Here is a 24,864-nt window from a genome sequence, read left to right as displayed (position 1 = left end):
CGGCATCATCTCGCGTGACGCCGGTGGCGATGGTCACGGGCGGTCAGTGAGGTAGCCGCCCATGGTCTGGAAGAACTCGGTGGCGGGCAGGTCGATGTCGTCGTCGGTGCGGACTCTCTCGATGACGAGGCCGTGGTTGCGTCCGCGGTGAGCGTCCGCTCCGGCGACGATCACCACGCCGTCGCCTTCGCGAATGAAGACACGTCCCGGCGTGCCTCCGTAGACGCCCTTGGAGACCGATGCCTTCAGCACTCGGACGCGCTGCCCCTTGTAGTGGGTGAAGGCGTTGGGGTAGGGGTCGGACTGCGCGCGGACCAGGCGTTCGGTGTCTTCGGCGGGCCAGGCCCAGTCGATGCGGCTGTCCTCGATCGAGCGTTTGTGGAAGAAGCTGGCCCTGGTTCGGTCCTGCGGGGTGAAGTCGGTACGACCGGAGGCGAGCAGGTCGAGCGCTTCGGTGACGATCGGGCCGAGCAGGTCGACGGTGCGGTGGAACAGGTCGGTGGCGGTGTCGGCGGGGCCGACCGGGACCGCGCGCTGGACGACGATGTCGCCGGCGTCCAGTTCGTCGTTCATCATGTGCGCTGTGACCCCGACCTGCTTCTCGCCGTTGATGAGCGCCCAGACGATCGGGGAGAAGCCTGCATAGGCGGGGAGCAGCGAGTCGTGGATGTTGAGGGTCCCGCGCGCTGGAAGGTTGAAGATCTGCGGCGGGATCCAGGTCCGCCAGTTGTTGGCGACGATGAGGTCGGGGGCGGCGGCTTTGAGCCGGCCCATCAGTTCTTCGTCGTCGGGACGGTTGCGCAGCAGTGTCGGCACGCCGTGCTCGGCGGCCAGGTCGGCGACCGAGTCGTCCCAGATCTTCTCGTAGGCGTGGTCGCTCTTCGGGTGCGTCACGACAAGTAAGACCTCGTGTCCGGACTCCAGCAGCGCCTGGAGCGTCCGGTGTCCCCATGTCTGGTAGCCGAACATCACGACCCGCATGCGGCCTCCTTGTGCGGACATTCCGAGGAGGTTAGTCTCACCTCCGTTAGGTGAGCCTAACCTAATCGAAATGTAGCACTGTGGGAAGCCTGTAGATGTGCGCGATGGGCCCAGGACGCGTCGCTTATACCGGTCTCGCCCTGCCCGGAACCCATGACTCCCGAAAAGCTGTCCGCCCCCTGGAAAGGCTCTTCCATGCCCCCCTCGGACATGCACGTTTACGATCTCATCGGCATCGGCTTCGGACCGTCCAACCTCGCCCTGGCCATCGCGCTGCGGGAACGGCGGGCGCAGACCGGCGATGCGGTGGACGCGGTGTTCCTCGAGAAGCAACCGGCGTTCGGCTGGCACCGCGGAATGCTCATCGAGGGCACGACCATGCAGGTGTCCTTCCTGAAGGATCTGGTCACGATGCGCAACCCAGCGAGTGGCTTCGGTTTTCTCAGCTACCTGCACGACCGTGGTCGGATGGCCGACTTCATCAACCACAAGACGATGTTCCCCTCGCGGGCGGAGTTCCACGATTACCTGGAATGGGCCGCGGTCGCGTTCGACGAGCAGGTCGAGTACGGCTCGGAGGTCGTCGGCGTGACCCCGGTCGTCGTCGACGGCGTCGTCGAGTACGTCGACGTCGTGGTGCGGCAGGGCGGCTGCTCCGACGAGCTGACCACGCGGCGCGCTCGGAACCTGGTGATCGCCGCGGGGCTGGAGCCGGTCCTGCCCGACGGGATCGCCGAGAGCGAGCGGATCTGGCACACCGAGGAACTGCTCGACCGCGTGACCGGCCTGCGCGACCCGCGGCGGCTGCTGGTGGTGGGTGCCGGTCAGAGCGCCGCCGAGGCCACCGACTACCTGCACCGCACTTACACCGACGCCGAGGTCTGCGCGGTCTTCACCAAGTACGGCTACACGCCCGCCGACGACAGCTCGTTCGCCAACCGTGTCTTCGACCCGGAGGCGGTCGACCACTTCTACACGGCGTCCGACGAGGTAAAACGGATGCTGATGGACTACCACCGATCCACCAACTACTCGGTGGTCGATCTGGAGCTCATCGACGAGCTCTACCGGCGGCACTACCAGGAGAAGGTGGCGGGCGAGGAGCGGCTGCGCATCCTCAACGCCTCGCGCATCGTCGACGTCGCGTCCGATGGCGCGGGGGTGCGGTCCACGGTGGAGTTCCTGCCGACCGGCGAACGCACCACGCTGGACGCCGACGTCCTCGTCTACGCGACCGGCTACCGGCCGTGCAACCCGCTGAACCTTCTCGGCGGGGTGGGAGAGTACTGCTTGCGGCACACCGACGGCGCCGTGCGCGTGGAGCGTGACTACCGCATCGCCACCAGCGGGGCGATGAGCTGCGGCATCTACCTTCAGGGCGCCACCGAGCACACGCACGGCATCGGCTCCACGCTGCTGTCCAACACCGCCGTCCGCGCCGGTGAGATCGCCGATTCGATCGGCGAACGCCTCGGTTCCCTCGACCGGAACCCGTACGCCGTCCGCTGACCTGTCGGCGAACCTCCGCCGTCCGGGCCAGGCGTTTTTCCTGCAGAGCCCGGCCCCGCGCCGGGCTTCGCGGCGCGGGGCGGTGCGGCGGGATGCCCCGGGGTTAAGGGGCGGTGCCTTTGTCGTGCGGCCGTCCGTGGTGGCGTCCCGGGGCCCCTCGGCCACGATCGCGCCCGACTTCATCACGATGACGTGGTCGGCGTACCAGCACGCCTGGTTCACGGTTCAATCGCCGCCCACGCAGCCTCGGTCAACTCACCACGACCGACCACACACCCCATCAAAACAAAACACCGCCGCACAGCGGCGGTGTTTTGTCAGACACGGCCTAGCCCTCCTTCCCCGGGCCGCCGCGCGGGGTGAGCGGGGCGTTCGGCAGCAGCAGCGCCGCCGCGAGGCCCACCGAGAGGACGGGCAGCCCGGTGAGGAACAGGTCGGAGAAGGCGGCCGCGAAGGCCTCGGCTACCCCGTCCCGCACCGGCCCGGGGAGGGTGCCGAGGACGTCGGGACGGACGGCGTCGCCGAACGCGGGGACGTGCCCGTCCGGGACGCGCCGCCCGACCTCCTCGGCGAACCGGCTCGACACGATCGCGCCGAACACCGCCATCCCGGCGGCGGTGCCGAGCATCCGGGTCGCGAACACGCCTGAGCTGGCCGCGCCGAGGTCGCGGCGCGGCGCGGCGTTCTGCGCGATGAGCATGACGACCTGCTGGGACAGCCCGGCGCCGAACCCGAGGACCGCCATGTAGCAGCAGGCGGCGACCAGGCCGGTGCCGGTGTCCATGGTCGCCAGCAGCGCGACGCCGAGCGCGCTGACCGCCATGCTCGCGGCGGGCAGCCGGTGGTAGCGGCCGGTGCGGGCGATGTACCGTCCGGCGCCCATGGACGCGACGAGCAGGCCGAGCATCATCGGCAGCAGCAACAGCCCCGATTCCGTGGCCCCCGCTCCCCCGACGACCTGGAAGAACATCGGCAGGTAGACGGCGAGCCCGAACCCGGTCGCGCCGCCCACGGCCGCGACGGCGCAGGCCACGGCGAACGACCGGTCGCGGAACAGCCGAGGCGGGATCACCGGTTCGGCGGCCGTCCGCTCGGCGAGGAGCCACACCGCGAACAGCGCCGCCGAGCCCGCGGCCAGCGCGAGGACGACGGGCGAGTCCCAGGCGTGGCGCGTCCCGGCCCAGCTGGTGAACAGCGTGAAGCAGGTGACCGCCGCGCCGAGCAGGACGATCCCGAGGTAGTCGACCCGCGGCCTGCCCTCCGGCTTCGGCAGCCGCAGGAACAGCGCCGTGGTGGCGACGGCGGCGAGGCCGAGCGGCAGGTTGACGTAGAACACCCACCGCCAGGACGCGTGGTCGGTGAGGAACCCGCCGAGCAGCGGCCCGGCGACGCTGGACACCGCGAAGATCAGCGCCGAGTAGCCCTGGTACTTCGCGCGCTCCCGCGGCTCGAACAGGTCGCCGGTCAGCGCGAACATCGAGCTCATCAGGCAGCCGGCGGCGGCGCCCTGCACGACGCGGAACGCGATCAGCCAGTCCATGGACGGCGCCGCCCCGCACGCCGCCGACCCGGCCAGGAACCCGGCGAGCCCGATCAGCAGGATCGGGCGGCGGCCGAACAGGTCGCCGAGGCGTCCCGACAGCGGCACGGTGACGCTGGAGGCCAGCACGTACGCGGTGGACACCCAGGCCAGCCGGTCGAGCCCGCCGAGGTCCCCGACAATCGTCGGCAGCGCGGTGCCGAGCACCGTCGCGTCCAGGGAGGACATGAGCCCGGCGAGCATCAGCCCCCCGAACACCAGCAGCCGGTGCCGGCGGCTCATCTCCGTCATCGTCGCAACCATGTGCACCTCTCATTCGTATGCTTTAAGCAACTAGATGCTATTCACACGCATATGAGCTGCGCAACCTAGCTAGACTGGGCCGCATGAGCGAGGAGGCACTGGACGCCGTCGAGCGGAGCATGGTCAAGCTGCGGCGCGGCATGTCGCGGCAGCGGCTGGGCAGGGCCGCGATCCGGGAGCACAACCTCCCCGTGGACGTCCAGGTCCTGCACGTCGTGGACGCCGTCGACGAGGGCCCCGACCACCCGGGCGAGGAGATGAGCGTCGGCCTGGTCGCCGCCCGCCTCGGCGTCGACGCCTCGCGCGGCAGCCGCATCGTCGCCGAGGCCGTCAAGTCCGGCTACGTCCGCCGCGTCGCGTCCCAGGAGGACGGCCGCCGCATCCACCTGGAGCTGACCCCCGAGGGCCGGAAGGTCGTCGACGCCACCCGCCGCACCCGCCAGGAGCACTTCGCCAAGGCCATGGGCGACTGGACCGGCGAGGAGCGCGCCGAGTTCGCCCGCCTCCTCGCCCGCTTCGTCAACGGCTACGACGGCTGACTCCGCCGCCCGGCGCGGCCGCCGCGACCGGCTAGGCTCCGTGTGTGGACGAGTCCGAGCTCCTGACCAGGGCACGCGCCGGCGACACGGCCGCGTTCGACGGCCTGGTGGCCCGCTACCGGGGCGAGCTGAAGGCGCACTGCTACCGCATGCTCGGCTCCCCGCAGGACGCCGAGGACGGGCTGCAGGAGACGCTGCTCGCCGCCTGGCGCGGCCTCCCCGGCTTCGAGGGACGCAGTTCCCTGCGGACCTGGCTCTACCGGATCAGCACCAACGCCTGCCTGCGGCTCGCGTCGAAGCGTCCGCGGCGCGTGCTGTCCCCCGACCACGGGCCGCCGCGCGGCGACGTCCACGACCTCGGCGACTGGGTCCGGGGCCCGGTCTTCCTGGAGCCGTGGCCGGACGACGCCGCCGCCGGCCCCTCCGCGAGCGAGGCCGACCCGGCCGCGTCGTTCGCCCGCCGCGAGAACGTGGAGCTGGCGTTCGTCGCCGCGCTGCAGCACCTGCCCGCGACGCAGCGCGCGGTGCTGATCCTGCGGGAGGTGCTGGAGTTCTCCGCCGCCGAGGTGGCCTCGTTCCTGGACCTCACACCGGTCGCCGTGAACAGCGCCCTGCAGCGCGCGCGGAAGGCCGTCCAGGAGCGCGTGCCGCCGGCCACCCAGCAGACCGAGCTCTCGGCCCTGGGCCCGGACGGCCGGCGCGACCTGATCGACGCCTTCGTCGCCGCCTGGGAACGGTCCGACGTGGACGCCCTGGTCACGCTCCTCGCCGACGACGTCCGGTTCACCATGCCGCCGCTGCCCGCCTGGTTCGACGGCCGCGACGACGTCGTCCGGTTCCTCACCAAGCGGGTCTTCCAGACGCCGTGGCGGCTCAGGCCCGTCCAGGCCAACGGGCAGCCCGCGTTCGCCTGCTACCAGCGGAACCCCGACGGGCGCTTCCTGATCGGCTCGATCACCGTGCTCAGCGTCCGCGACGGCCGGATCACCCGGCTGTCCTCGTTCCTCGACCCCGCGCTGTACCCGCTGTTCGGCCTGCCGGAGGAATTCCCGCCTGACCGATGAGTCGGCGGCCCGCCGTGTCTCTCCCCCTGTGAACCGCGAAAACACGAGGAGAAACCGATGCGCAAGCTGATCGTCGCCAACATCATTTCGCTGGACGGCTACTACGAGGGCCCCGGCAACGACGTCATGGCCCTTCCGTACCACGACGCGTTCGACGATTACAACGCCGGACGCCTCCGCGCCGCCGGCACCCTCCTGCTGGGACGCGGCACCTACGAGCTCTTCCAGGGCTACTGGCCGTCCATCGCCGACGACCCGTCCAAGGCGCCCGTCGAGCGCGAGATCTCCCGGCTCCTCAACGCCATCGACAAGGTCGTCGTGTCCGACACGCTCACCCAGGCCCGGACGGCGCCCTGGCCCAACACCGAGATCGTCAGCCGGGCCGACGCCCACGCCCGCGTCGCCAAGCTCAAGGACGCCCCGGGCAAGGAGATCCTGACGTTCGGCAGCCGCACGCTGTGGCACGATCTGCTGTCCGCCGGGCTGGTCGACGAGCTGCACCTCATGATCGGCCCGGCCTTCCTCGCCGGCGGGACCCCGGTGTCCGCGGACGGGTCGCCCGTCCGGCTCCGGCTTCTGGAGTCGCGTCCGCTGCCCGGCCGGCATCTCGTCCTCACCCGCTACGCCCCGGCCTGATCGCCGGGACGGCCCGCCGACCGCCCGGGGACGAGAGCGCCGGCGGCGATCGCGGCGACGCCCAGCACCGCGAAGACCGTGAACCCGAGCGTGTAGCCGGACTCGTCCGGCAGCGGGCCGCCCGCGGGCGTCCGCGCCTCCAGCAGGACGGCCGCGAGCTGCGCGCCGATCGCCGCGGCCACGGTGCGCACGATCGTGTTGATCCCGGTGGCGACGCCGGTCTGGTGCGCCGGGGCGCTCTGCACGATGAGGAGGCCCATCGCGGCGAACGCCAGGCCGTACCCGGCGCCGATCAGCAGCCCGACGAGGTAGAAGTTCACCAGGTGGCCGTGGGCGGCGGCGAGGACGGCGAGGGACACGGCGGCGCACACCGCCCCGGCCAGCAGCGGCGTGCGCCCGCCCCGCCGGTCCCCGAGCCGCGCCGCCGCCGGGCCGGCGACCAGCATGACCAGCGCCATCGGCAGCATGATGAGCCCGGCCTCCGACGGCGAGGAGCCGAACCCGTAGCCGGCGGCGGGCGCCTGCACGAACCGCGGGACGAGCGTGATCGCCCCGAACATCGCCATGGCGACGACGAACGTGGCGAGGTTGGTGGTCGCCTGCCCCCGGCGGCCCATCAGGCGCAGGTCGACCAGCGGGTCGGCGATCCGCGACTCCAGGACGCCGAACGCGGCCAGCAGGACGGCCCCGCCCGCGAACAGCCCGGCGACGGCGGCCGAGCCCCACCCCCAGGGCCTGCCCTGGCTGATCGCCAGCAGCAGGCACACCAGCGCCCCGGACAGCAGGACGGCCCCGCCCAGGTCGAGCCGCCCGCCCCGGGACGGCCGGACGCGGGGCAGCGCGGGCACGGCGGCGAGCGCGGCCCCGCCGAGGACGAGCGTGCCCCAGAACAGCGAGGACGTTCCGAGGACGTCCACGAGCGGCCCCGCCACCACCATCCCGGCCGAGCCGCCGATCCCGAACATGGCGCTGAGCAGCGCGATGATCCCGGGGAGCCGGGCGGGCGGGACGGCGGTCCGCGCGATGCCGAAGGACAGCGGGAACACGCCTCCGGCGACGCCCTGCAGCGCCCGTCCGGCGATCAGCACGCCCAGGGAGCCGCCCGCCAGCGCGCAGACGAGGCTGCCGGCGGTGAAGCAGCACAGGCACCCGACGAGGACCCGGCGGTAGCCGGCGAGGTCGCCCAGCCGTCCGGCGATCGGCGTCGCCACCGCGCTGGACAGCATGAACGCCGTCAGTACCCAGGTCACCTCGGTCGTGGACGCGTCCAGCCCGGCGGCGAACCGCGGCAGCACGGCGAGCACGATCGTCTGCGCGAGGCTGGCTGCCAGCACCGCCATGACCAGCGCGACGACCACCGGTCCCGGCGTCCGGCCCGCGGGCCGCGCCCGCGCCGCCATGAGTCGCTCCTGCGAAGCCACGAAGGCCCCCTCCCACGTCATCGAATTGAGGTTAGGCAAACCTAAGTCTTGCGGACATACGTCCGCAAGTGGGTGGGCTACGGTTTCCCCCTGTGAGCACTTCTTCCGGCCGGACGTCCCGCCGCGCGTGGGGCACCCTCAGCCGCGCGCGGATCGTGGACGCCGCGCTGCGGATCGCCCGCGACGAGGGGATGCGGGCGCTCACGATCCGGCGGCTCGCGTCCGACCTGGGCGCGTCCCGCATGGCGCTGTACCGGCACGTCGCCGACAAGGACGAGCTGGTCGCCCTCGTCCTGGACGCCATCGCCGAGCACGAGGTGGTGCCCCCCGGCATCGGCGAGGGCCCCTGGGACCGGCGGCTGCGCCTCCTCGCGGCCACCATCCGCCGGGAGCTCGCGGCCTTCCCCGGCCTGGCGGAGATCGTCACGACCCGCACCCACCACGGGCCCGGCGCGCTGCGCACGGTCGAGCTGATCCTGGAGGCCCTCGCCGAGGCGGGCCTGGACGACCGCCAGACCGCCCGGTACTACCTGGTCTTCCTCGACCTCGTCCTAGGACGCGTCCAGCGCGAGCTGCACGGCGACGTCGCCGGCATCCACCGGGACGCCAGCCTGGACGCGACCGACCGCCAACCCGGCGACCACCCCCGGCTGGACGCCGCCGAGCCACACCTCCGCGCGATCACCGCCGACGAGATCTTCGACACCGAACTCGACATGCTCGTCCACGCCATAGCCCACGCCGCCCACCGCTGACCCGCCCCTACCCGCCGCGACCAGCGGCGACCAGCGCCTGCCGGACGATCAGCCGAGGCGGGCCCGCAGCAGGCAGAACTCGTTGCCCTCGGGGTCGGCGAGGACGTACCAGCTCTCCTCGCCGGTCTGGCCGACGTCGGCGTGCCGCGCGCCCAGGGCCAGGAGGCGTTCCAGCTCGGCGTCCTGGTCCCGGTCGGTGGCGTTGACGTCGAAGTGCAGCGGCAGCTTGCCGGGCCTGGGATCGTCGCTGCGGCTGAGGACCAGCGTCGGCTGGAGGCCGCCGAAGCCGTCCCGGGGGCCGATCTCGACGTCGCCGTCCTCCCGGACCAGCACCACGAACCCGAGCACCTCGCACCAGAACTCCGCCAGCGCCTCCGGGTCGCGGCAGTCCAGCACCAGCTCACTGATCCGACACGCCACCGCGGGCCTCCCGCTCCGTCACGCAAGATCGACTGTACGGCGCACGCTAACACGCGACGGGATCGTCGGTGGCGGCGTCTAGGGTCGTGATCCATGGATCTTGAGCTTGGAGGGCGGAAGGCGCTGGTCACGGCGAGCAGCGGCGGCATAGGCGCGGCGGTGGCCGCACGGCTGGCCGCCGAGGGCTGCGCGGTGCTGGTGCACGGCCGGGACGCGGAGCGCGCGGGCGCGGTCGCCGCACAGGTGCGGTCGGCGGGCGGCACGGCGGAGGTCGTCCTCGGCGACCTCACCGACGACGACGCGGCCGCCGAGGTCGCCGGGCGAGCCGCCGCGTGGGGCGTGGACGTCCTGGTCAACAACGCGGGACCGGTCGCCGAGCACGACTGGGACGACGCCGGCCCCGACGCGTGGCTGACGGCGATGGACGGCAACGTCCTGTCGGCCGTCCGCGTGATCCGGGCCGTGCTGCCGGGCATGCGCGAGCGCGGCTGGGGCCGGGTGATCAACCTGGGCAGCCGGGCCGCGACCACTCCCCTGCCCAACCTGGTCGAGTACTCGGCGGCCAAGGCGGCGGTCGTCAACCTGACCACGAGCCTGGCCCGGCACCTCGCGGGCACCGGCGTCACCGCCAACACGGTCAGCCCCGGCGTGATCGTCACCACGGGGATGCGCAAGCTGTTCGAGGACGGCGCGGCCCGGCGCGGCTGGCCCCAGGACTGGAAGGACCTGGAGCCCCTGGTGGCGGCCGAGTACGCGCCCAACCCGACCGGCCGCCTCGGCACGCCCGGCGACATCGCCGCCACGGTGGCCTTCCTGGCCAGCCCGCTGGCCGGCTACATCAACGGGATCGACCTGCGCGTGGACGGCGGGCTCGTCCCCGTCCCCTGAACCGGCCGAGTGGGCACTTGCCCACTATGGTGGGCGCATGCCCACCACACCATCGCAGCACGCGCCCGAAAACGAGCCCCACCGGCACCGGCAGGTCGCGGAGTCGTTCGGCGCGGACGCCGAGCGCTACGACCGCGCCCGCCCCCGCTACCCCGCCGAGCTGATCGAGCGGATCGTCGCCGCCGCCCCCGGCCGGGACGTCCTCGACGTCGGCTGCGGCACCGGGATCGCCGCCCGCCAGCTCCGGGACGCCGGGGCCGCGGTGCTCGGCGTGGAGCCCGACGCGCGGATGGCCGGCCTGGCACGCCGCCACGGGGTCGAGGTCGAGGTGGCGACGTTCGAGGACTGGGACCCGGCGGGCCGGGCGTTCGACGCCGCCGTCGCCGCCCAGGCCTGGCACTGGATCGATCCGGTCGCCGGGGCGGCCAAGGCGGCGCGGGTCCTGCGGCCCGGCGGCCCGCTGTCGGTGTTCTGGAACGCGCACCAGCTCCCGTCCGAGATCGCGGAGGCCCTCGGCGCGGCCTGCCGGCGGGTGATCCCCGACTCGCCGATCGACTTCGGCGCGTTCACGAAGTCCGCTGTGGACGTCTACACCCCCGGCCTGGACAAGGCCGCAGACGGGATGCGCCAGGCGGGCGCCTTCGGCGAACCGGACCGATGGCGCTTCGACTGGGACCGGACCTACACCCGCGACGCGTGGCTCGACCAGCTGCCCACCTTCGGCGTCCTCACCCGGCTCACCCCGGACGAGCTGGCCGAGGTGACGGACATCGTCGGCCCCGCCATCGACCGGCTGGGCGGCGCCTTCACGATGACCTACACCACCCTGGCGATCACCGCGCCCCGGCGCCGTCGAACGTGATCGAGTTCCCCGTCGCGAGCGTCCGCTCCCGGCCGCGCGGCCTGCGCTAGAGGACGCTGCAGAGGGCGTCCAGTGCGGGCCGGTAGGCGGCGGCCAGGGGGGTGCTGTAGCCGATGACGAAGCCCTGAGGACGTCCGGACGGGTTCTGCCAGTGGTCGCGGAGCGGCATCAGGGCGAGGCCGCGGGTCGCGGCGCGTTCCAGGATCGCGGCCTCGCCTGGGCCGCCGTCCGGCAGGAGGACGAGGGCGTGCAGCCCGGCGGCGATGCCCTGCACGCGGACGTGCGGGACGCGGTCGCGCAGCGTCCCGGCCAGGAGGTCGCGGCGGCGGCGGTAGCGGAGCCGGGACGCGCGGACGTGCCGGTCGTAGGCGTGGGTGCCGATGAGGTCGGCGAGGACGAGCTGTCCGAGCGACTGGGTGTGGGCGTCGGCGAGGCGTTTGGCCTCCGCGACGGGTTCGACCAGGTGCGCGGGCAGGACCAGCCAGGCGAGGCGCAGCGCCGGGGCGAGCGTCTTGGACGCGGTCCCGGCGTAGACGACGTGGCCGGGCGCCGTGCCCTGGAGGGCGCCGACCGGGTGGCGGTCGTAGCGGAACTCGCCGTCGTAGTCGTCCTCGATGATCGTCGCGCCGGTGGCGCGGGCCCGGGCGGTGAGGGCGCGGCGGCGGTCCGGGTGGAGGGTCGCGCCGGTCGGGTACTGGTGCGCCGGGGTGAGGACGGCCGCGCCCGCCCGGCCGAGCGGCCCGGCGCGGGCGCCGAGGTCGTCCACGGGCAGCGGGACGATCTTCAGGCAGTGGCGGCGGACGACCTCCCGGTGGAACGGGTGGCCCGGTTCCTCCATCGCGATCGCCGTCGTCCCGGAGCCGGCGAGGACTTCGGCGAGCAGGCCGAGGGACTGCGCGTACCCGGAGGTGATGACGATCCGGTCCGGGTCGGCGTGGACGCCGCGGGCCCGTCCGAGATAGCCGGCCAGCGCCGCGCGCAGTTCGGGACGGCCGCGCGGGTCGCCGAGCGCGTACGCCTCGGGCGGCGCGGCGGCCAGGACGCGGCGGGTGGAGCGCAGCCACGCCCGTGCGGGGAAGGCGCTCAGGTCGGGCCGTCCGGGCAGGAGGTCGTGGACGGGTTCGCCGGTGCCCGGCGGGCTGGGCGGGCCGGTGGGCGCGGGCTGGGCGGTCTCCGCGACGCGCGTGCCCGAGCCGGGGACGGTCGTGAGGTAGCCCTCGGCCGCCAGCTGGTCGTAGGCGGCGGTGACCGTGCCGCGCGAGAGGCGGAGCTGGGCGGCCAGGGCGCGCGTCGAGGGGACGGTGTCGCCGGGGGCGAGCCGTCCGGTCCGGATGGCGGCGCGGAGGGCGCGTTCGAGGCCCGTCCGGCGGCCACCGGCCGTGTCGGGGTCCAGGTGCAGGTCGACTCCGGAACCGGACCAGTCTTTCGGCATGAAACCGGATCTTAACCGTGGTCCGGTGACGGGCTAGATTCGCGGCATGCTCGTTTTCGCCCAGCTCAGCGACACGCATCTGGACGGCGGCAACCGCGCCTTCGAACGGGCGGCGCGGGTGATGGAGCGCGTGAACGCCGTGCCGCTCGACGCCGTCCTCGTCACCGGTGACATCGCCGACCACGGCGCGCCCGCCGAGTACGGGCAGGCGCGCGAGGTGCTGCGATCCCCGCATCCGGTGCTGATGTGCCCTGGCAACCACGACGTACGGGGCCCGTACAGGGACGTCCTCCTGGACGAGCCGCCGACCGACGGGCCGATCAACCGGATGCACAAGGTGGGGGACGCGGTGTTCGCGATGTGCGACTCCACCGTTCCCGGCAAGGACCACGGATTCCTTGACGACGAGACGATCGACTGGCTCGATCGGCGGCTCGCAGCGGAGCCCGACGCTCCGGCGTTCGTCTGCTTCCACCATCCGCCCGTGACGCTGGGCGTCCCGGCCGTGGACGGCATCAGGCAGTTCGGCGAGGAGCGGCTGGCCGAGGTCGTCGCGCGGCGTCCGCAGGTCGTGGCCCTGCTGTGCGGGCACGCGCACACGGCGGCGGCCACGACGTTCGCGGGACGGCCGCTGCTCGTCGCGCCGGGCGTCGTGTCCACGCTGAGGCTGCCGGGCGAGGAGGGCGGCGACGCCGACCACGACGCTCCCCCGGGTCTGGCGTTCCACGTCCTGGACGACGAGGGGCGCCTGAGCACGCACTACCGCACCGTCTAGACGTGCTCCATGAGGAAGATCGCGGACGTGCCGGGCGCCAGGGCCTCGAACACGTGGGGCGCGTCGCCGGGGTAGGTGACGTAGTCGCCGGGGGCGAGTTCGGCCGGGTCGTCCGGCGGGCCGACGAGCGCGCGGCCGGTGGCGAGGACGGCGTGCTCGACGGTGCCCGGCGGATGCGGCTCGGAGACGCGGGGCGGGCCGGGCCCGGCGGTGACGCGGTAGAGGTCGCGGCGGGCGTTCGGCGGGCAGGACGCGAGCAGCGTGGTCGTGTAGTCGGCCAGGTCGGAGCGGGCGGCCGGGCCCTCGCCCGCGCGGATCACCCGGACGCTCGCGCGCGGCGGGTCGACGAGGCGGCTGAACGGGACGTCCAGGGCCGTGCCGAGCGCCCACAGCGTCTCGACGCTCGGGTTGCCCGCGCCCGCCTCCAGCTGCGAGAGCGTCGACTTGGCGAGCCCGGCGCGGCGGGCCAGCTCCGTCTGCGACAGCCCGGCGCGCTCCCGCTCCCGCCGGAGGGACGCGGCGATCAGCCCTTTCAGGTCGGCCTTCCCCATGTGTTCGCTCCAGACGTCCGGGTGTTCGGCTTGACGAACAACCTCCTGCTTGTTCATGCTAATGGACGAATGTTCGCCACACCGAACGGACCGGAGCATGAAGCACCTCGGCATCCTCGCCCACAGCGTGGAAGGCGCCGCGCTGTGCCTGCGCGCCTTCTGCCAGGAGGGTTTCCGCGAACTCGGCCCCGACGACCACCCGGACGTGACGCTCGACCTCATCGCGATGGCGCGGAGCATGCCCGCGTGGGACGCCGGAGATCACGACGCGATCCGGGCGACGCTGGGCGAGAGCGTCCGGCGGCTCGCGGCGGCGGGCGCCGACTTCTTCGCCTGCCCGGACAACACGGCGCACCTGGCGCTCGAACGTCCCGGCGGCGACCTGCCGCTGCCCGGCCTGCACATCGCGCAGGTCGTCGCGGAACAGGCCGCCCGGGACGGACGCGGACGCGTCGGCGTCCTCGGCACCGGCTACACCATGGACGGCCCCGTCTACCCGCGTGAGCTGGCGGCGCGCGGCATCGCCGCCGAGCTCCCGGACGCCGCCGACCGGGAGACCGTGCACAGGATCATCTTCGACGAGCTGGTCAACGGCGTCTTCACCGAGGACTCGCGGCGCGCGTACGCCGGCGTCATCGCGCGGCTCGCCGAACGCGGCTGCGACGCCGTCGCGCTGGTCTGCACCGAGATCCCGCTCCTGGTCACGCCCGAGGCGTCGCCGCTGCCGACGCTCGACTCCACCCGCCTGCTCGCCCGCGCCGCCTTCGAGGTGGCCGTCGGCCGCCGCCCGCTCCCGGCATGGCGCGGCGGCCCCGCGCACACCTCCCCCGGGCCCGCGCACACTTCGCCCGGCCCTTCGAACGCTTCGTCCGGCGGCGAAGCGAACCGATCCTAGATTCGGGGTGGGGAGAGCCCGCCCGGATCGTTTCGATCCCGACCGGCGGGAACGTCCCCACCTGACGTTCGGGAGGAGGTCCGCCGGTGAGCTTCCACGATCTGCACCACGGTGATCGTCCGCTGCTGCTGCCGAACGCGTGGGACTTCGCGAGCGGCGCGGCGCTGGTCAAGGCCGGGTTCCCCGCGATCGGGACGACGAGCCTCGGCGTCGCCGCCGCGGCCGGGAAGACCGACGCGGCGGGCGACACCCGCGACGAGACCATCGCGCTCGCCAGCGTCCTCGCCCGCCTTCCCGTGCCGGTCACCGTCGACATCGAGGGCGGCTTCTCCGCCCGGTCCACCGACGTCGCCGAACTCGTCACCGAGCTGGCCTCGTTCGGGATCGCCGGGATCAACCTGGAGGACGGCCGCGCCGACGGGACGCTCGCGCCGCTCGACCACCAGACCGCCGTCATCGCCGCGGTGAAGCAGGCCGCGCCGCACATGTTCCTCAACGCCCGCACCGACACGTTCTGGCTGGGCGACCCCGACCGGGACGAGACCCTGCGGCGGGCGGGCGCGTACGCGGCGGCGGGCGCGGACGGGATCTTCGTGCCCGGGATCGTGGACGACGCCGACATCCGCGCCGTCCTCGACGTCGCCGACCTGCCGCTGAACGTGCTGTTCATGCCGGGCAAGACCGAATACGAGCGCCTGGCCCGCCTCGGCGTGCACCGGGTGAGCACGGGTTCGCTGCTGTTCCGCAAGGCGCTGCAGGCCGCGGTGTCAGCCGCCCTCGGCGTCACTGGAGACGACCGCGACCATCCCGCGCTGTCGTACGGGGACGTCCAGGAACTCGTCCGGGGCTAGCGCGGCCCTACGGGACGGCGTCGACGATGCGGCGGGACCCGATCCAGCGGGAGCGGTCCGCGGCGTAGTAGGCGGCGCCGTCGGGCCCGGCGGGACCGTCCGGACGGCGGCGCATCCCGAGCTGGAGCGCGATCTCCGCCGACGCGGGATTCGCCATGTCGATCTCGGCCGTGACCCGGTGCACGCCGACCACCCCGAACGCGTAGTCGAGCACCGCGCGGGACGCCTCGGCTGCGAGGCCCTGCCCCCACCGGTCCGGTTCCAGGCTGTAGAGGATCTCCACGTCCACGCCGTGGCCGAGCGGTCCGTCGTGGTGGCTGAGCCCGGCCACGCCGATCAGCGGGTCCCCGGGCGCCGCCTCCGCGCCGCCCATCCCGTCGATCCCGTCGATCCCGCCGGACCAGCGGGCGGGGCGCAGCGCCCACAGCCCGTAGCCCTCGGTGGCGAAGTCCCGCTCGCTGGAGTCGATGATCTCCGAGACCTGGACGGCGGAGATCAGCCGGTCGTGGAAGAGGTGGCGCCGGACGAGCGGGCCCGTCCAGTGCGTCAGCAGCGCGCCGTGGTCGCTCATCGACACCGGGTGCAGGACGAGCCGCACCGTCCGCAGGACCTCACTCATGGCCCGTCCCCCCGGACGGATCGCCACCGGCGGGCCATTCGGGCGCGGGCTCGCCGTCCGGGACGCCGACCCGGAACACGCGCAGCTGCAGCGCCAGCGTCCGGTAGTACCCGACGAGCGTGACCAGCTCGACGAGGGCGGCGCGGCCGAGCGTGGTCGCCGCCTCGGTGAACACGGCGTCGGCGAGGTCGTCCTCGGCGACGAGCTGCCGGGTCGCCTCGTACACGACGCGTTCGCGGACGTCGGCGAGCATCGGCGCGCGGCCAACGCGGAGCGCGTCCGTCTCGCCGTCGGAGAGCCCGGCGCGGCGGCCGAGCCGCTCGTGCGCGTACCACTCGAAGTCGGACCGCAGGTGCGCGGCGACGACCAGCGTCGCGATCTCCCGCTCCCGCTTGGTGAACGCGGTCCGGAACCGCAGCGCGGCGCCGAGATCCTGCAGCGGCAGCCCCACGGACGGGCTGTACAGCATCGCGTTGAACGGCCCGAGGAGGCGTCCGGACTCGTCGACCAGCTCGAACGGCGGGTTCCGGCCGGAGTCGCGCGGGCCGCCGGTCACCGCCTCGTAGACGGTCAGCTGCTCGTCGCTGAGCGAGCCGGGCAGCAGCAGCGGCAGCCGGGTCGTGGACGGACCGCGCGCAGGTCGGTCGTTGACGTGCTCACCGCTCACGGGGTCGATCACTTACCGCACGCTAGGCGGTCGGACCTGGCGGCTCAAGTCCCGTCCGGAATGTGAAACCCCTGCCGCACGATGACATGGCCGTCGCGTGACACCGCGCCGGTACCGGCCGTCCGGGCTGGCAGGATGGCCGGGTGAGCGGCATCTACGACGACCCGTGGGCGTACGAGCTGGCGTGCTCGTTCCGCGACGTTCCCGCCGAGGTGGACGCGCTGCTCGGCTGGTGCGCCGAGCGCGGCGCGAAGCCCGCGTCCGTGCTGGAGCTGGCGGCCGGTCCCGCCGAGCACGCGCGGGAGTTCGCCCGCCGCGGCGTCGCCGCCACGGCGCTCGATCTGAACGCGGAGATGTGCGCCTACGCGGCCCGCGCGGCCGCGCGCGAGGGCGTCGAGGTGACGGTCGTCCACGACGACATGACCCGGTTCGAGCTGGGCCGCCGGTTCGACCTGATCGTGACCATGCTCGACTCGACGTCCCACCTGATGACCCTCGACGCGCTGGTCGCGCACCTGCGCCGGGTCGCCGCGCACCTGTCCCCCGGCGGCCTGTACATCGTGGAGATGTCGCATCCGCGCGACCGCCTCTCCGACGACCCGACCGTCAGCACGGGCTGGACGGTCGAGCGCGGCGGCGTCCGCGCCGGCGTGCGGTGGGGCGAGCCCGGCGACCGGCTCGACCCCGTCACCCAGATCGCCGACGACCACGTCACGATGACCATCACCGGGGACGGCGGCACGCGGGTGCTGCGCGACGTCGTCCCCTACCGCTTCTGGACGGCCACCGAGCTCGACGCCGCGATCCGCCTCGCCGCCGGCCTGGACGTGCTCGCCCAGTACGGCGACTTCGGGGCCGGTCAGGACGCGGTCGCCCTCACCGACCCCGCCGCCTGGCGCATGATCACGATCCTCCGCCGCGCTTAGGCGGCTACGGCGCGGACGTCCAGCCGGGCATCGGGTAGGACGCGAGCAGCTCGCGGATCTGCCCCGCGACCCGCTCCACGACGCTCTCGTCCTGCTTGGACGCGGCCTGCACGACCTCGTCCATCCAGGCCGCGACCTGCGGCATCCGTTCCTCGCCGAGCCCGCGGGTGGTGATCGCGGCGGTGCCGACGCGCAGCCCGGACGGGTCGAACGGCTTGCGCGGGTCGAACGGGACGGCGTTGTAGTTCAGCTCGATCCCGGCGCGGTCGAGGGCCTGCGCGGCGGGCTTGCCGCCGATGCCCTTGTTCGTCAGGTCGATCAGGATGAGGTGGTTGTCGGTGCCGCCGGACGTCAGGTCGTAGCCGCGGTCCAGCAGCGCGGCGGCGAGGGCCTTGGCGTTCGCGACGACCTGCCGCGCGTACACCGCGAACCCGGGCTGCGACGCCTCCTTCAGCGCGACGGCGATGGCCGCGGTCGTGTGGTTGTGCGGGCCGCCCTGCAGCCCGGGGAACACGGCCTTGTCGACCGCCTTCGCGTGCTCCGCCGTCGACATGATCATCGCGCCGCGGGGGCCGCGCAGCGTCTTGTGCGTGGTCGTGGTGATCACGTCGGCGTGCCCGACCGGCGACGGGTGCGCGCCGCCCGCGATCAGGCCCGCGATGTGCGCGATGTCGGCGGCCAGCACCGCGCCCGCCTCGCGGGCGATCTCGGCGAACGCCGGGAAGTCGATCGTCCGCGGGATCGCGGTCCCGCCGCACCAGATCAGCTTCGGCCGCTCCTTCAGCGCCAGGTCGCGCACCTGGTCCAGGTCGACGCGCCCGGTGTCGGCGCGCACCTCGTACCGGACGGGCCGGAACCACTTGCCGGTCGCCGACACCGACCAGCCGTGCGTGAGGTGCCCGCCCATCGGCAGCGACAGCCCCATCACCGGGTCGCCAGGCTCCAGGAACGCCATGTAGACGGCCAGGTTCGCGGGCGACCCCGAATACGGCTGGACGTTGGCGTGCTCGACGCCGAACAGCTCCTTCGCCCGGTCGGCGGCGAGCGTCTCGATCGGGTCGACGAACTGCTGGCCCTCGTAGTACCGCCTGCCCGCGTACCCCTCGGAGTACTTGTTGGTGAGGACGGTCCCGGCGGCCTCCAGGACGGCGGGCGACACGTAGTTCTCCGAGGCGATGAGCCGCAGCTTCTCGTACTGGCGGCGCGCCTCGTCCTCGACCAGCCCGGCGAGCTCCGGGTCCTCGGCGTGCAGGTGGGGAACGGACGGTTCGTGCATGGGATGCCTCCGCGCTGTCCGCGCCGGGGCTCGGGCGCCCCGGCGGATGGGGACCCGTACACCCAGGCGCGCGGTGTGCGGACTACTTTCGCTCCCCGGTGGTCATCTCCACCTTGACTGCGCCAGTCGCGTGCGCGCCATCATACCGAGCCGCGTCCCGGCCGCGCGGCGACCGCGCCGGGACGGACACGACGAACAGCCCGCCGAGCAGCAGCAGCGACCCGGCCGCGACGGGCACGGACATGCGCTCGCCGAGCACGAGGATCGCGAGCGCCGCCGCGACGAGCGGCTCGACGAGGCTGAGCGTCCCCGCGGCCGCCGCCGTCACCCGCCGCAGGCCGGTGACGAAGAACATGTACGCGGCGGCCGTCGCGGCGATCCCGAGCCAGCCGACGAGCAGCGCCGGCCGCGGCGCGGCGAGGGCCGGGAGCCCCGCCAGCGTCCACGGCAGCAGGGCCGACCCGCCGGCGAGGAGGGTCACCGACACGGCCGCGGCCATGCCCACGTCCCGGCCGGACAGGATCTTGGCCGAGACGGTGTAGACGCCGAAGCACGTCCCGCCGAGGAGGCTCAGCGCGATCCCGGCCGGGTCGACGTGGACGGCGGAGCCGAGCACCATCAGCAGCGCGACGCCGCCGATCGCGCAGGCGGTGCCCGTCCACCAGCGGCGGCTCAGCCGGGACCCCAGGACGATCCGCTCGCACAGCCCCGTGGAGACCGGGGCGAGACCGAACACGACGGCGGTCGCGACGGCGGCGCCGGTGAGGTCCACCGCGCTGAAGAACGACGCCTGGAACGTCCCGGTGGCGGCCGACGCCGCCAGCAGCGGCGGCCACGCCCGCCGCGACAGCGTGCCGTAGGCCCGCCGGTTCGTCACCAGCACCAGCGCCGCGAGGAGCACGCCGCCGAAGAGGATCCGGGCGCCGCCGATCGCCACCGGGCTCGCGGACGACCCGGCCAGCACCTGCGCCGGGCCGACCGTCCCCCACAGGACGCCCGCGGCGAGGATCAGCAGCGTCCCGGATGAGTTGTTTCGTCGGTCCATGCGTCCGACGCTAGGAGAAAGCGCGGATTTTCGACCGGTTAGCCGCAGTTCGTTCGGACGGGCTCGCCCAGCCCGTCAATCGTTCGCCGCCACGGCACCGGCCCGGCGATCAGCTGTAGGACGTTCGCTTCTCGCGCCGTTCGGACGACGGAAGTTCGGCCTGCTCCACCGGCTGGACGTAGTCGAACACGACGAGGGTGCGGACGTCCACGAACTCCTTGCGGCGCGCCACCCGGTCCAGGACGAAGTCGCGCAGGTAGGCGGTACTTGGCACGGCCACGTGGACGAACAGGTCCTCGTTGCCCGTCACCACGAAGACCCCCACGGACTCGGGCATCGCGGCCATGCTGTCGCGCGCCGACTCGATCGCCTCGCGGGACTGCGGCCGGATCCGGATCGAGATCAGCGCCTGCACGCCGCGGTCGAGCCGCTCCAGGTCGACCGCCGCGTGGAACCCGGTGATGACGCCGCGGGACCGCAGCGCCCGCGTCCGCTCCAGCGCCGTGGACGGGGCGATCCCGACCGCGTCCGCCAGCTCCCGGTTCGTCTGCCGCCCGTCCCGCTGCAACCGCCGCAGGATCGCCTGATCGACCGCGTCCATGCGCACCCCTCCCGAACCGTCCCCGGACCCGGACGCCGAACTCCCGCGCCCGAAACGCGGCCGCACGCCCGATTCCCCGAAGGATATTCGACCGTGCCCGGAACGGCGCATGCCCGTGCCCCTCGCGGGGCCGGGCCATGCGATGGCGTGCGGGCGCGCTCGATCAGCGCGCGGCAGACTCCAGAGCCTGCTTCACCGCGGCGCGCTTCTGGCGGAGCTTGGCCAGCGCCTCTTCGAGGATGGCCTCGCCGTCCTCGTCGCTGCGGCGCTCCTTCACGTACGCCAGGTGCGTCTTGTACGGCTCGGTCTTCGGCGGTGCCGGCGGGTTCTCCGAGTCCTGCCCGGCGGGGAACCCGCAGCGCGGACAATCCCAGGTCTCGGGGACCGCGACGTCCGTCGCGAAGCTGGGGCGGGTCTCGTGCCGGTTGGCGCAGTAGAAGGTCACCCACACGCGGGGGGCGGCGTCACCGCGTTCCGCCTCTCCCATCGGACCGGCCCCGACACGGCTGCCCCGAATCGCGTTGCCACTACCCACGGAGTACTCCTCGCTTGGTCTTCCGGCGCCGCCCGTGACCTCCTGGGGCGGCGCGGCGCTCGCTTTGGTCGGAACGGGATGCTCAGGCGTCGCCCTTGAACAGGAGCCCCAGGGCCACGATCGAGGCGAACCACAGGACGCCGACGGCGATCGTCAGCCGGTCGAGGTTGCGCTCCACCACGGACGACCCGCCCAGGGACGACGAGATGCCGCCGCCGAACATGTCGGACAGTCCGCCGCCCTTGCCCTTGTGCATGAGGACGAGGACGACCATCAGCAGGCTCGTGACGATGAGCACGATGGACGATGCGATGATCACGATTCTTCAGCGCCTTGTCTGTAGTTCAGGACGGTCTGTAGTTCAGACGTAGGGTCCGGCCGGGCGGTTTACCCGTCAGCTACGAAGGGTACGACGAACATCCCGCTGGTTCGGCAAGAACCCCCAGTTCACGCGGAATTGATCAGTTTTCATCAGACGGGGAGATCCCGGTACCGGCAGATTTTGACGAACTCTCCCGGGTCCAGGCTGGCACCACCGACCAAGGCGCCGTCCACGTCGGCCTGCGCCATGAGCTTGGCGATGTTGCCGCCCTTCACCGAACCGCCGTACAGGATACGCACCTCGTCGGCCACTCCGCCGTCGTACAGCTCGGCGAGCCGCGTCCGGATCGCCGCGCAGACCTCCTGCGCGTCCTGCGGGGTGGCGACCTCGCCGGTGCCGATCGCCCACACGGGCTCGTAGGCGATCACGGTGCGCCGCACCTGGTCGGCGGGGATCTTCTCCAGGCCGCCGTCCAGCTGCTCGACGACGTGCGGGACGTGCCCGCCCGCCTTGCGGATCTCCAGGCCCTCCCCGACGCACATGATCGGGGCGAGGTCGGCGGAGAGCGCGGCCTTGGCCTTGGCGTTGACGAGAGCGTCGTCCTCGCCGTGGTACTGGCGGCGCTCGGAGTGCCCGACGAGCGCGTACGTGCAGCGCAGCCTGGCGAGCATCGCCGCGGAGATGTCGCCGGTGTACGCGCCTGAGGCGTGCGGCGAGACGTCCTGCGCGCCGTACTGGATCGGGTACTTGTCGGCGTCGACGAGGGTCTGCACCGAGCGGATCGCGGTGAACGGCGGGATCACGGCGACGTCGACGGCGTCGTAGTCGGCGTCCTTGAGCGCGAACGCCATCTTCTGGACGAGCGCGATCGCCTCAAGGTGGTTGTTGTTCATCTTCCAGTTGCCCGCCATCAGCGGCTTGCGGGCGTCGTGCTTGCCGGAAGAGGGTGTCGCGGGGGCCATCGTCAGTCCTCCAGGGCCTGCAGGCCGGGCAGCGCCTTGCCTTCGAGGTATTCGAGGCTGGCGCCGCCGCCGGTCGAGATGTGCGAGAAGGCGGCCTCGTCGAAGCCGAGCCGCCGGACGGCCGCGGCGGAGTCGCCGCCGCCGACCACGGTGAACGCGCCGGAGTCGATGAGGCCCTGCGCGACGGCGCGGGTGCCGTTCGCGTAGGGCTCCATCTCGAACACGCCCATGGGGCCGTTCCAGAAGATCGTGCGGGCGTCGGCGAGGCGCGCGGCGAACAGCTTGCCGGACTCCGGGCCGATGTCCAGGCCGATCCGGTCGGACGGGATCGCGTCGGCGGCCACCGCATCGTGGTCGGCGTCGGCGGCGAACGCGGTGGCGGCGACGATGTCGACCGGGAGCACGAACTCCACACCGGCCTCCTCGGCGCGCCGCAGATACTCGCGGACGGTCCCCAGCTGGTCCTCTTCGAGGAGGCTCGCGCCGACCTCGTGGCCCTGGGCCCTGAGGAACGTGAAGACCATGCCGCCGCCGATCAGGATGCGGTCGGCCTTGCCGAGCAGGTTGTCGATCACGCCGAGCTTGTCGGACACCTTGGAGCCGCCGAGGGCCACCGCGTAGGGGCGCTCGACGTCCTCGGTGAGCCGCTTCAGCACCTCGACCTCGGCGGCGATCAGCCCGCCCGCGGCGTGCGGGAGCCGCTTCGGCACGTCGTACACGGACGCGTGCCTGCGGTGCACGGCGCCGAACCCGTCGCCGACGTAGAGCTCGGCGAGGGCGGCGAGGCGGTCGGCGAACGCGCCGCGCTCGGCGTCGTCCTTGCTGGTCTCGCCCGGCTCGAAGCGCAGGTTCTCCAGCAGCGCTACGCCGCCGTCCGCGAGGCCGTCGACGGTGGCGCGGGCGGAGTCGCCGACGACGTCGGACGCGAACGCCACGTCCGCGCCGAGCAGCCCGCCGAGCCGCGCCGCGACGGGGGCCAGCGAGAACTCCGGCTTGACCTCGCCCTTGGGACGGCCGAGGTGGGCGCAGACGACGACCTTGGCGCCCCTCGTCCGCAGCGCCTCGATCGTCGGCAGGCTCGCCCGGATCCGCCCGTCGTCGGTGATCGCGCGCGTCACTGTGGAGGGGCGACCTCCCGGCTCGCCGGGGTCCTCCAGCGGGACGTTCAGGTCGGCCCGGACGAGGACGCGGCGGCCCGCGACGTCGAGGTCGTCAATGGTGCGCATCGGGTGCGATGTCCTTCCCTGCATGACCGCGCCGTGGCCGCACGGTCCGTCGTGCGCGGCCACGGCGCGAAGGGCCCGGGTTACAGCTGCGAGCCGACGAGCTTGACGAGGTCGACGAGCCGGTTGGAGTAGCCCCACTCGTTGTCGTACCAGCCGACGACCTTGACCTGGTCGCCGATGACCTTGGTCAGCCCGGAGTCGAAGATGCAGGACGCCGGGTCGGTGACGATGTCGCTGGACACGATCGGGTCGGCGGTGTAGGTGAGGTAGCCCTTCAGCGGGCCGTCCGCGGCGGCCTTGAACGCCTCGTTGACCTCCTCCACCGTGACCTCGCGGGACAGCGTGACGGTCAGGTCGGTGGCGGAGCCGGTCGGCACCGGGACGCGCAGGGCGTAGCCGTCCAGCCTGCCCTTCAGCTCGGGCAGCACCAGGCCGATGGCCTTGGCGGCGCCGGTCGAGGTCGGGACGACGTTCAGCGCGGCGGCGCGGGCGCGGCGCAGGTCCTTGTGGGGGGCGTCCTGGAGGTTCTGGTCCTGCGTGTAGGCGTGGATCGTCGTCATCAGGCCCTTCTCGATGACGAAGGCGTCGTGCAGGACCTTGGCCAGCGGGGCCAGGCAGTTGGTGGTGCAGGACGCGTTGGAGATCACCGTGTGGTTCGCCGGGTCGTACGCGTCGTCGTTCACGCCGAGCACGAGGGTGACGTCCTCGTTCTTCGCCGGCGCGGAGATGATCACCTTCTTGGCGCCGTTGTCGGCGTGCACCTTGGCCTTGGTGGCGTCGGTGAAGAAGCCGGTCGACTCGACCACGACGTCGGCGCCGACGTCGCTCCACTTCAGGTTCGCCGGGTCGCGCTCCTCGAACGCCTTGATGGCCTTGCCGCCCACGACGATCTCGTTCTCGGTGGCGCGCACCTCCTCGGGGAGGCGGCCGAGGATGCTGTCGTACTTGAGCAACTGGGCGAGCGTGGCGTTGTCGGTCAGGTCGTTGACCGCCACGATCTCGATGTCGGCCCCGGACGCCTTCACGGCCCGGTAGAAGTTCCGGCCGATCCGGCCGAACCCGTTGATGCCTACTCGGATGGTCACGGAACGGCTCCTCGCACATCGAATCGCCCGGAGTCAGCCGGGCTGTCAGCTACGTCGATCCGGGGTTCTCCCCCAGCCCCGACCCTATCCAATGACCCGCGGGTATCCGGACACCGGTCGCGTGGCGGATCGACGGGCGGATCGACGGGCGGATCGACGGGCGGACCGGCGGAACGGG

The 24,864-nt window shown here is 72.9% G+C and carries 26 protein-coding genes, 1 pseudogene and 1 riboswitch; of the genes and pseudogenes, 11 read left to right on the top strand and 16 right to left on the bottom strand.

The features are described 5' to 3' along the window. Positions 1-33: 33 nt before the first annotated feature. Entirely contained in the window at positions 34-981 is a 948-nt protein-coding gene (locus ACH34T_RS04490; RefSeq protein WP_395990650.1) for a methionyl-tRNA formyltransferase, read from the bottom strand. A 210-nt stretch (positions 982-1,191) separates the two neighbouring features. Between ACH34T_RS04490 and ACH34T_RS04485 the strand changes: the two genes are divergently transcribed. Then, on the top strand, positions 1,192-2,490 hold the full coding sequence (locus ACH34T_RS04485; RefSeq protein ID WP_395990649.1) for a lysine N(6)-hydroxylase/L-ornithine N(5)-oxygenase family protein: 1,299 nt from the start codon (positions 1,192-1,194) through the stop codon (positions 2,488-2,490). 328 nt (positions 2,491-2,818) lie between these two features. Here ACH34T_RS04485 and ACH34T_RS04480 read toward each other — a convergent pair whose 3' ends face one another. Continuing rightward, positions 2,819-4,321 (bottom strand): MDR family MFS transporter, encoded by a 1,503-nt coding sequence (locus ACH34T_RS04480; protein ID WP_395990648.1) that lies wholly within the window; start codon positions 4,319-4,321, stop codon positions 2,819-2,821. Between the two features lie 95 nt (positions 4,322-4,416). Between ACH34T_RS04480 and ACH34T_RS04475 the strand changes: the two genes are divergently transcribed. The 3 genes from ACH34T_RS04475 to ACH34T_RS04465 are packed head-to-tail and all read left to right on the top strand — an operon-like array spanning position 4,417 to position 6,572. Beyond that, entirely contained in the window at positions 4,417-4,872 is a 456-nt protein-coding gene (locus ACH34T_RS04475; protein ID WP_395990647.1) for a MarR family winged helix-turn-helix transcriptional regulator, read from the top strand. Between the two features lie 44 nt (positions 4,873-4,916). Next, complete coding sequence (locus tag ACH34T_RS04470; protein ID WP_395990646.1) at positions 4,917-5,936, top strand: sigma-70 family RNA polymerase sigma factor; 1,020 nt, start codon at positions 4,917-4,919, stop codon at positions 5,934-5,936. A 57-nt stretch (positions 5,937-5,993) separates the two neighbouring features. Further along, the gene (locus tag ACH34T_RS04465; RefSeq protein WP_395990645.1) at positions 5,994-6,572 is read left to right on the top strand and encodes a dihydrofolate reductase family protein; all 579 of its coding nucleotides are present in this window, start codon (positions 5,994-5,996) and stop codon (positions 6,570-6,572) included. Here the strand turns inward: ACH34T_RS04465 and ACH34T_RS04460 are convergent. After that, entirely contained in the window at positions 6,557-8,014 is a 1,458-nt protein-coding gene (locus ACH34T_RS04460; protein ID WP_395990644.1) for an MFS transporter, read from the bottom strand. The genes ACH34T_RS04465 and ACH34T_RS04460 overlap by 16 nt on opposite strands. Positions 8,015-8,085: 71 nt before the next feature. Here ACH34T_RS04460 and ACH34T_RS04455 point away from each other — a divergent pair, with 71 nt between their 5' ends. Then, on the top strand, positions 8,086-8,748 hold the full coding sequence (locus tag ACH34T_RS04455) for a TetR/AcrR family transcriptional regulator (RefSeq protein WP_395990643.1): 663 nt from the start codon (positions 8,086-8,088) through the stop codon (positions 8,746-8,748). Between the two features lie 48 nt (positions 8,749-8,796). On the opposite strand, the gene ACH34T_RS04450 is transcribed toward ACH34T_RS04455, so the two are convergent. Next, a complete protein-coding gene (locus ACH34T_RS04450; protein ID WP_395990641.1) occupies positions 8,797-9,168 on the bottom strand; it encodes a VOC family protein in 372 nt (123 codons plus the stop codon). Between the two features lie 93 nt (positions 9,169-9,261). On the opposite strand from ACH34T_RS04450, the gene ACH34T_RS04445 reads away from it, so the two are divergent. Together ACH34T_RS04445 and ACH34T_RS04440 are read left to right on the top strand one after the other, a co-directional pair. Next, on the top strand, positions 9,262-10,056 hold the full coding sequence (locus ACH34T_RS04445) for an SDR family NAD(P)-dependent oxidoreductase (protein WP_395990640.1): 795 nt from the start codon (positions 9,262-9,264) through the stop codon (positions 10,054-10,056). Between the two features lie 37 nt (positions 10,057-10,093). Further along, positions 10,094-10,918, top strand: a complete 825-nt coding sequence (locus ACH34T_RS04440; RefSeq protein ID WP_395990639.1) for a class I SAM-dependent methyltransferase — start codon at positions 10,094-10,096, stop codon at positions 10,916-10,918. Positions 10,919-10,964: 46 nt separating this feature from the next. Here the strand turns inward: ACH34T_RS04440 and ACH34T_RS04435 are convergent, their stop codons facing one another. Next, positions 10,965-12,350, bottom strand: a complete 1,386-nt coding sequence (locus ACH34T_RS04435; RefSeq protein WP_395990638.1) for a PLP-dependent aminotransferase family protein — start codon at positions 12,348-12,350, stop codon at positions 10,965-10,967. Positions 12,351-12,396: 46 nt separating this feature from the next. Here ACH34T_RS04435 and ACH34T_RS04430 point away from each other — a divergent pair, with 46 nt between their 5' ends. Beyond that, the gene (locus ACH34T_RS04430; RefSeq protein WP_395990637.1) at positions 12,397-13,125 is read left to right on the top strand and encodes a metallophosphoesterase; all 729 of its coding nucleotides are present in this window, start codon (positions 12,397-12,399) and stop codon (positions 13,123-13,125) included. Here ACH34T_RS04430 and ACH34T_RS04425 read toward each other — a convergent pair. Continuing rightward, a complete protein-coding gene (locus ACH34T_RS04425) occupies positions 13,122-13,676 on the bottom strand; it encodes a helix-turn-helix domain-containing protein (protein WP_395990636.1) in 555 nt (184 codons plus the stop codon). The genes ACH34T_RS04430 and ACH34T_RS04425 overlap by 4 nt on opposite strands. Before the next feature lie 97 nt (positions 13,677-13,773). Between ACH34T_RS04425 and ACH34T_RS04420 the strand changes: the two genes are divergently transcribed. Together ACH34T_RS04420 and ACH34T_RS04415 are read left to right on the top strand one after the other, a co-directional pair. Then, the gene (locus tag ACH34T_RS04420; RefSeq protein ID WP_395990635.1) at positions 13,774-14,571 is read left to right on the top strand and encodes an aspartate/glutamate racemase family protein; all 798 of its coding nucleotides are present in this window, start codon (positions 13,774-13,776) and stop codon (positions 14,569-14,571) included. An 86-nt stretch (positions 14,572-14,657) separates the two neighbouring features. Then, positions 14,658-15,422, top strand: a complete 765-nt coding sequence (locus ACH34T_RS04415) for an isocitrate lyase/phosphoenolpyruvate mutase family protein (protein WP_395990634.1) — start codon at positions 14,658-14,660, stop codon at positions 15,420-15,422. Between the two features lie 7 nt (positions 15,423-15,429). Here ACH34T_RS04415 and ACH34T_RS04410 read toward each other — a convergent pair whose 3' ends face one another. Both ACH34T_RS04410 and ACH34T_RS04405 read right to left on the bottom strand, forming a co-directional pair. Next, positions 15,430-16,041 carry a GNAT family N-acetyltransferase gene (locus ACH34T_RS04410; protein WP_395990633.1) on the bottom strand — a complete coding sequence of 204 codons (612 nt, stop codon included), beginning with the start codon at positions 16,039-16,041 and terminating at the stop codon, positions 15,430-15,432. Next, entirely contained in the window at positions 16,034-16,720 is a 687-nt protein-coding gene (locus ACH34T_RS04405; RefSeq protein ID WP_395990632.1) for a carboxymuconolactone decarboxylase family protein, read from the bottom strand. The genes ACH34T_RS04410 and ACH34T_RS04405 overlap by 8 nt, the downstream gene beginning before the upstream one ends. A gap of 131 nt (positions 16,721-16,851) precedes the next feature. Between ACH34T_RS04405 and ACH34T_RS04400 the strand changes: the two genes are divergently transcribed. Beyond that, positions 16,852-17,634 (top strand): class I SAM-dependent methyltransferase, encoded by a 783-nt coding sequence (locus ACH34T_RS04400; protein WP_395990631.1) that lies wholly within the window; start codon positions 16,852-16,854, stop codon positions 17,632-17,634. 4 nt (positions 17,635-17,638) lie between these two features. Here the strand turns inward: ACH34T_RS04400 and glyA are convergent, their stop codons facing one another. From glyA to gap, 8 genes and pseudogenes are all read right to left on the bottom strand, one after another. Beyond that, positions 17,639-18,910 (bottom strand): serine hydroxymethyltransferase, encoded by a 1,272-nt coding sequence (glyA, locus tag ACH34T_RS04395; protein WP_395990630.1) that lies wholly within the window; start codon positions 18,908-18,910, stop codon positions 17,639-17,641. A gap of 53 nt (positions 18,911-18,963) precedes the next feature. After that, a riboswitch (ZMP/ZTP riboswitch) is annotated at positions 18,964-19,050 on the bottom strand. 104 nt (positions 19,051-19,154) lie between these two features. Next, positions 19,155-19,955 (bottom strand): annotated as a pseudogene (locus ACH34T_RS04390) (DMT family transporter); the annotation flags it as partial. Positions 19,956-20,064: 109 nt separating this feature from the next. Then, positions 20,065-20,556: an Lrp/AsnC family transcriptional regulator gene (locus tag ACH34T_RS04385; RefSeq protein ID WP_395990629.1), complete on the bottom strand. Its 492-nt coding sequence runs from the start codon at positions 20,554-20,556 to the stop codon at positions 20,065-20,067. Between the two features lie 163 nt (positions 20,557-20,719). Then, a complete protein-coding gene (locus ACH34T_RS04380; protein WP_395990628.1) occupies positions 20,720-21,091 on the bottom strand; it encodes an RNA polymerase-binding protein RbpA in 372 nt (123 codons plus the stop codon). Between the two features lie 82 nt (positions 21,092-21,173). Next, positions 21,174-21,410, bottom strand: a complete 237-nt coding sequence (secG, locus tag ACH34T_RS04375; protein ID WP_138643046.1) for a preprotein translocase subunit SecG — start codon at positions 21,408-21,410, stop codon at positions 21,174-21,176. 152 nt (positions 21,411-21,562) lie between these two features. Then, positions 21,563-22,375, bottom strand: coding sequence for a triose-phosphate isomerase (gene tpiA, locus ACH34T_RS04370; RefSeq protein WP_395990627.1), 813 nt, complete (start codon positions 22,373-22,375; stop codon positions 21,563-21,565). Between the two features lie 2 nt (positions 22,376-22,377). Further along, complete coding sequence (locus ACH34T_RS04365) at positions 22,378-23,601, bottom strand: phosphoglycerate kinase (RefSeq protein WP_395990626.1); 1,224 nt, start codon at positions 23,599-23,601, stop codon at positions 22,378-22,380. Between the two features lie 80 nt (positions 23,602-23,681). After that, positions 23,682-24,686, bottom strand: coding sequence for a type I glyceraldehyde-3-phosphate dehydrogenase (gene gap, locus ACH34T_RS04360; RefSeq protein ID WP_395990625.1), 1,005 nt, complete (start codon positions 24,684-24,686; stop codon positions 23,682-23,684). Positions 24,687-24,864 lie beyond the last annotated feature (178 nt).

It is taken from the genome of Actinomadura sp. 9N215, assembly GCF_044326345.1.
In the GTDB taxonomy this organism is placed as follows: Bacteria; Actinomycetota; Actinomycetes; order Streptosporangiales; family Streptosporangiaceae; genus Spirillospora.
Note: the sequence above shows the minus strand (reverse complement) of the source record. Positions and strands in the feature narration are given on the sequence as shown.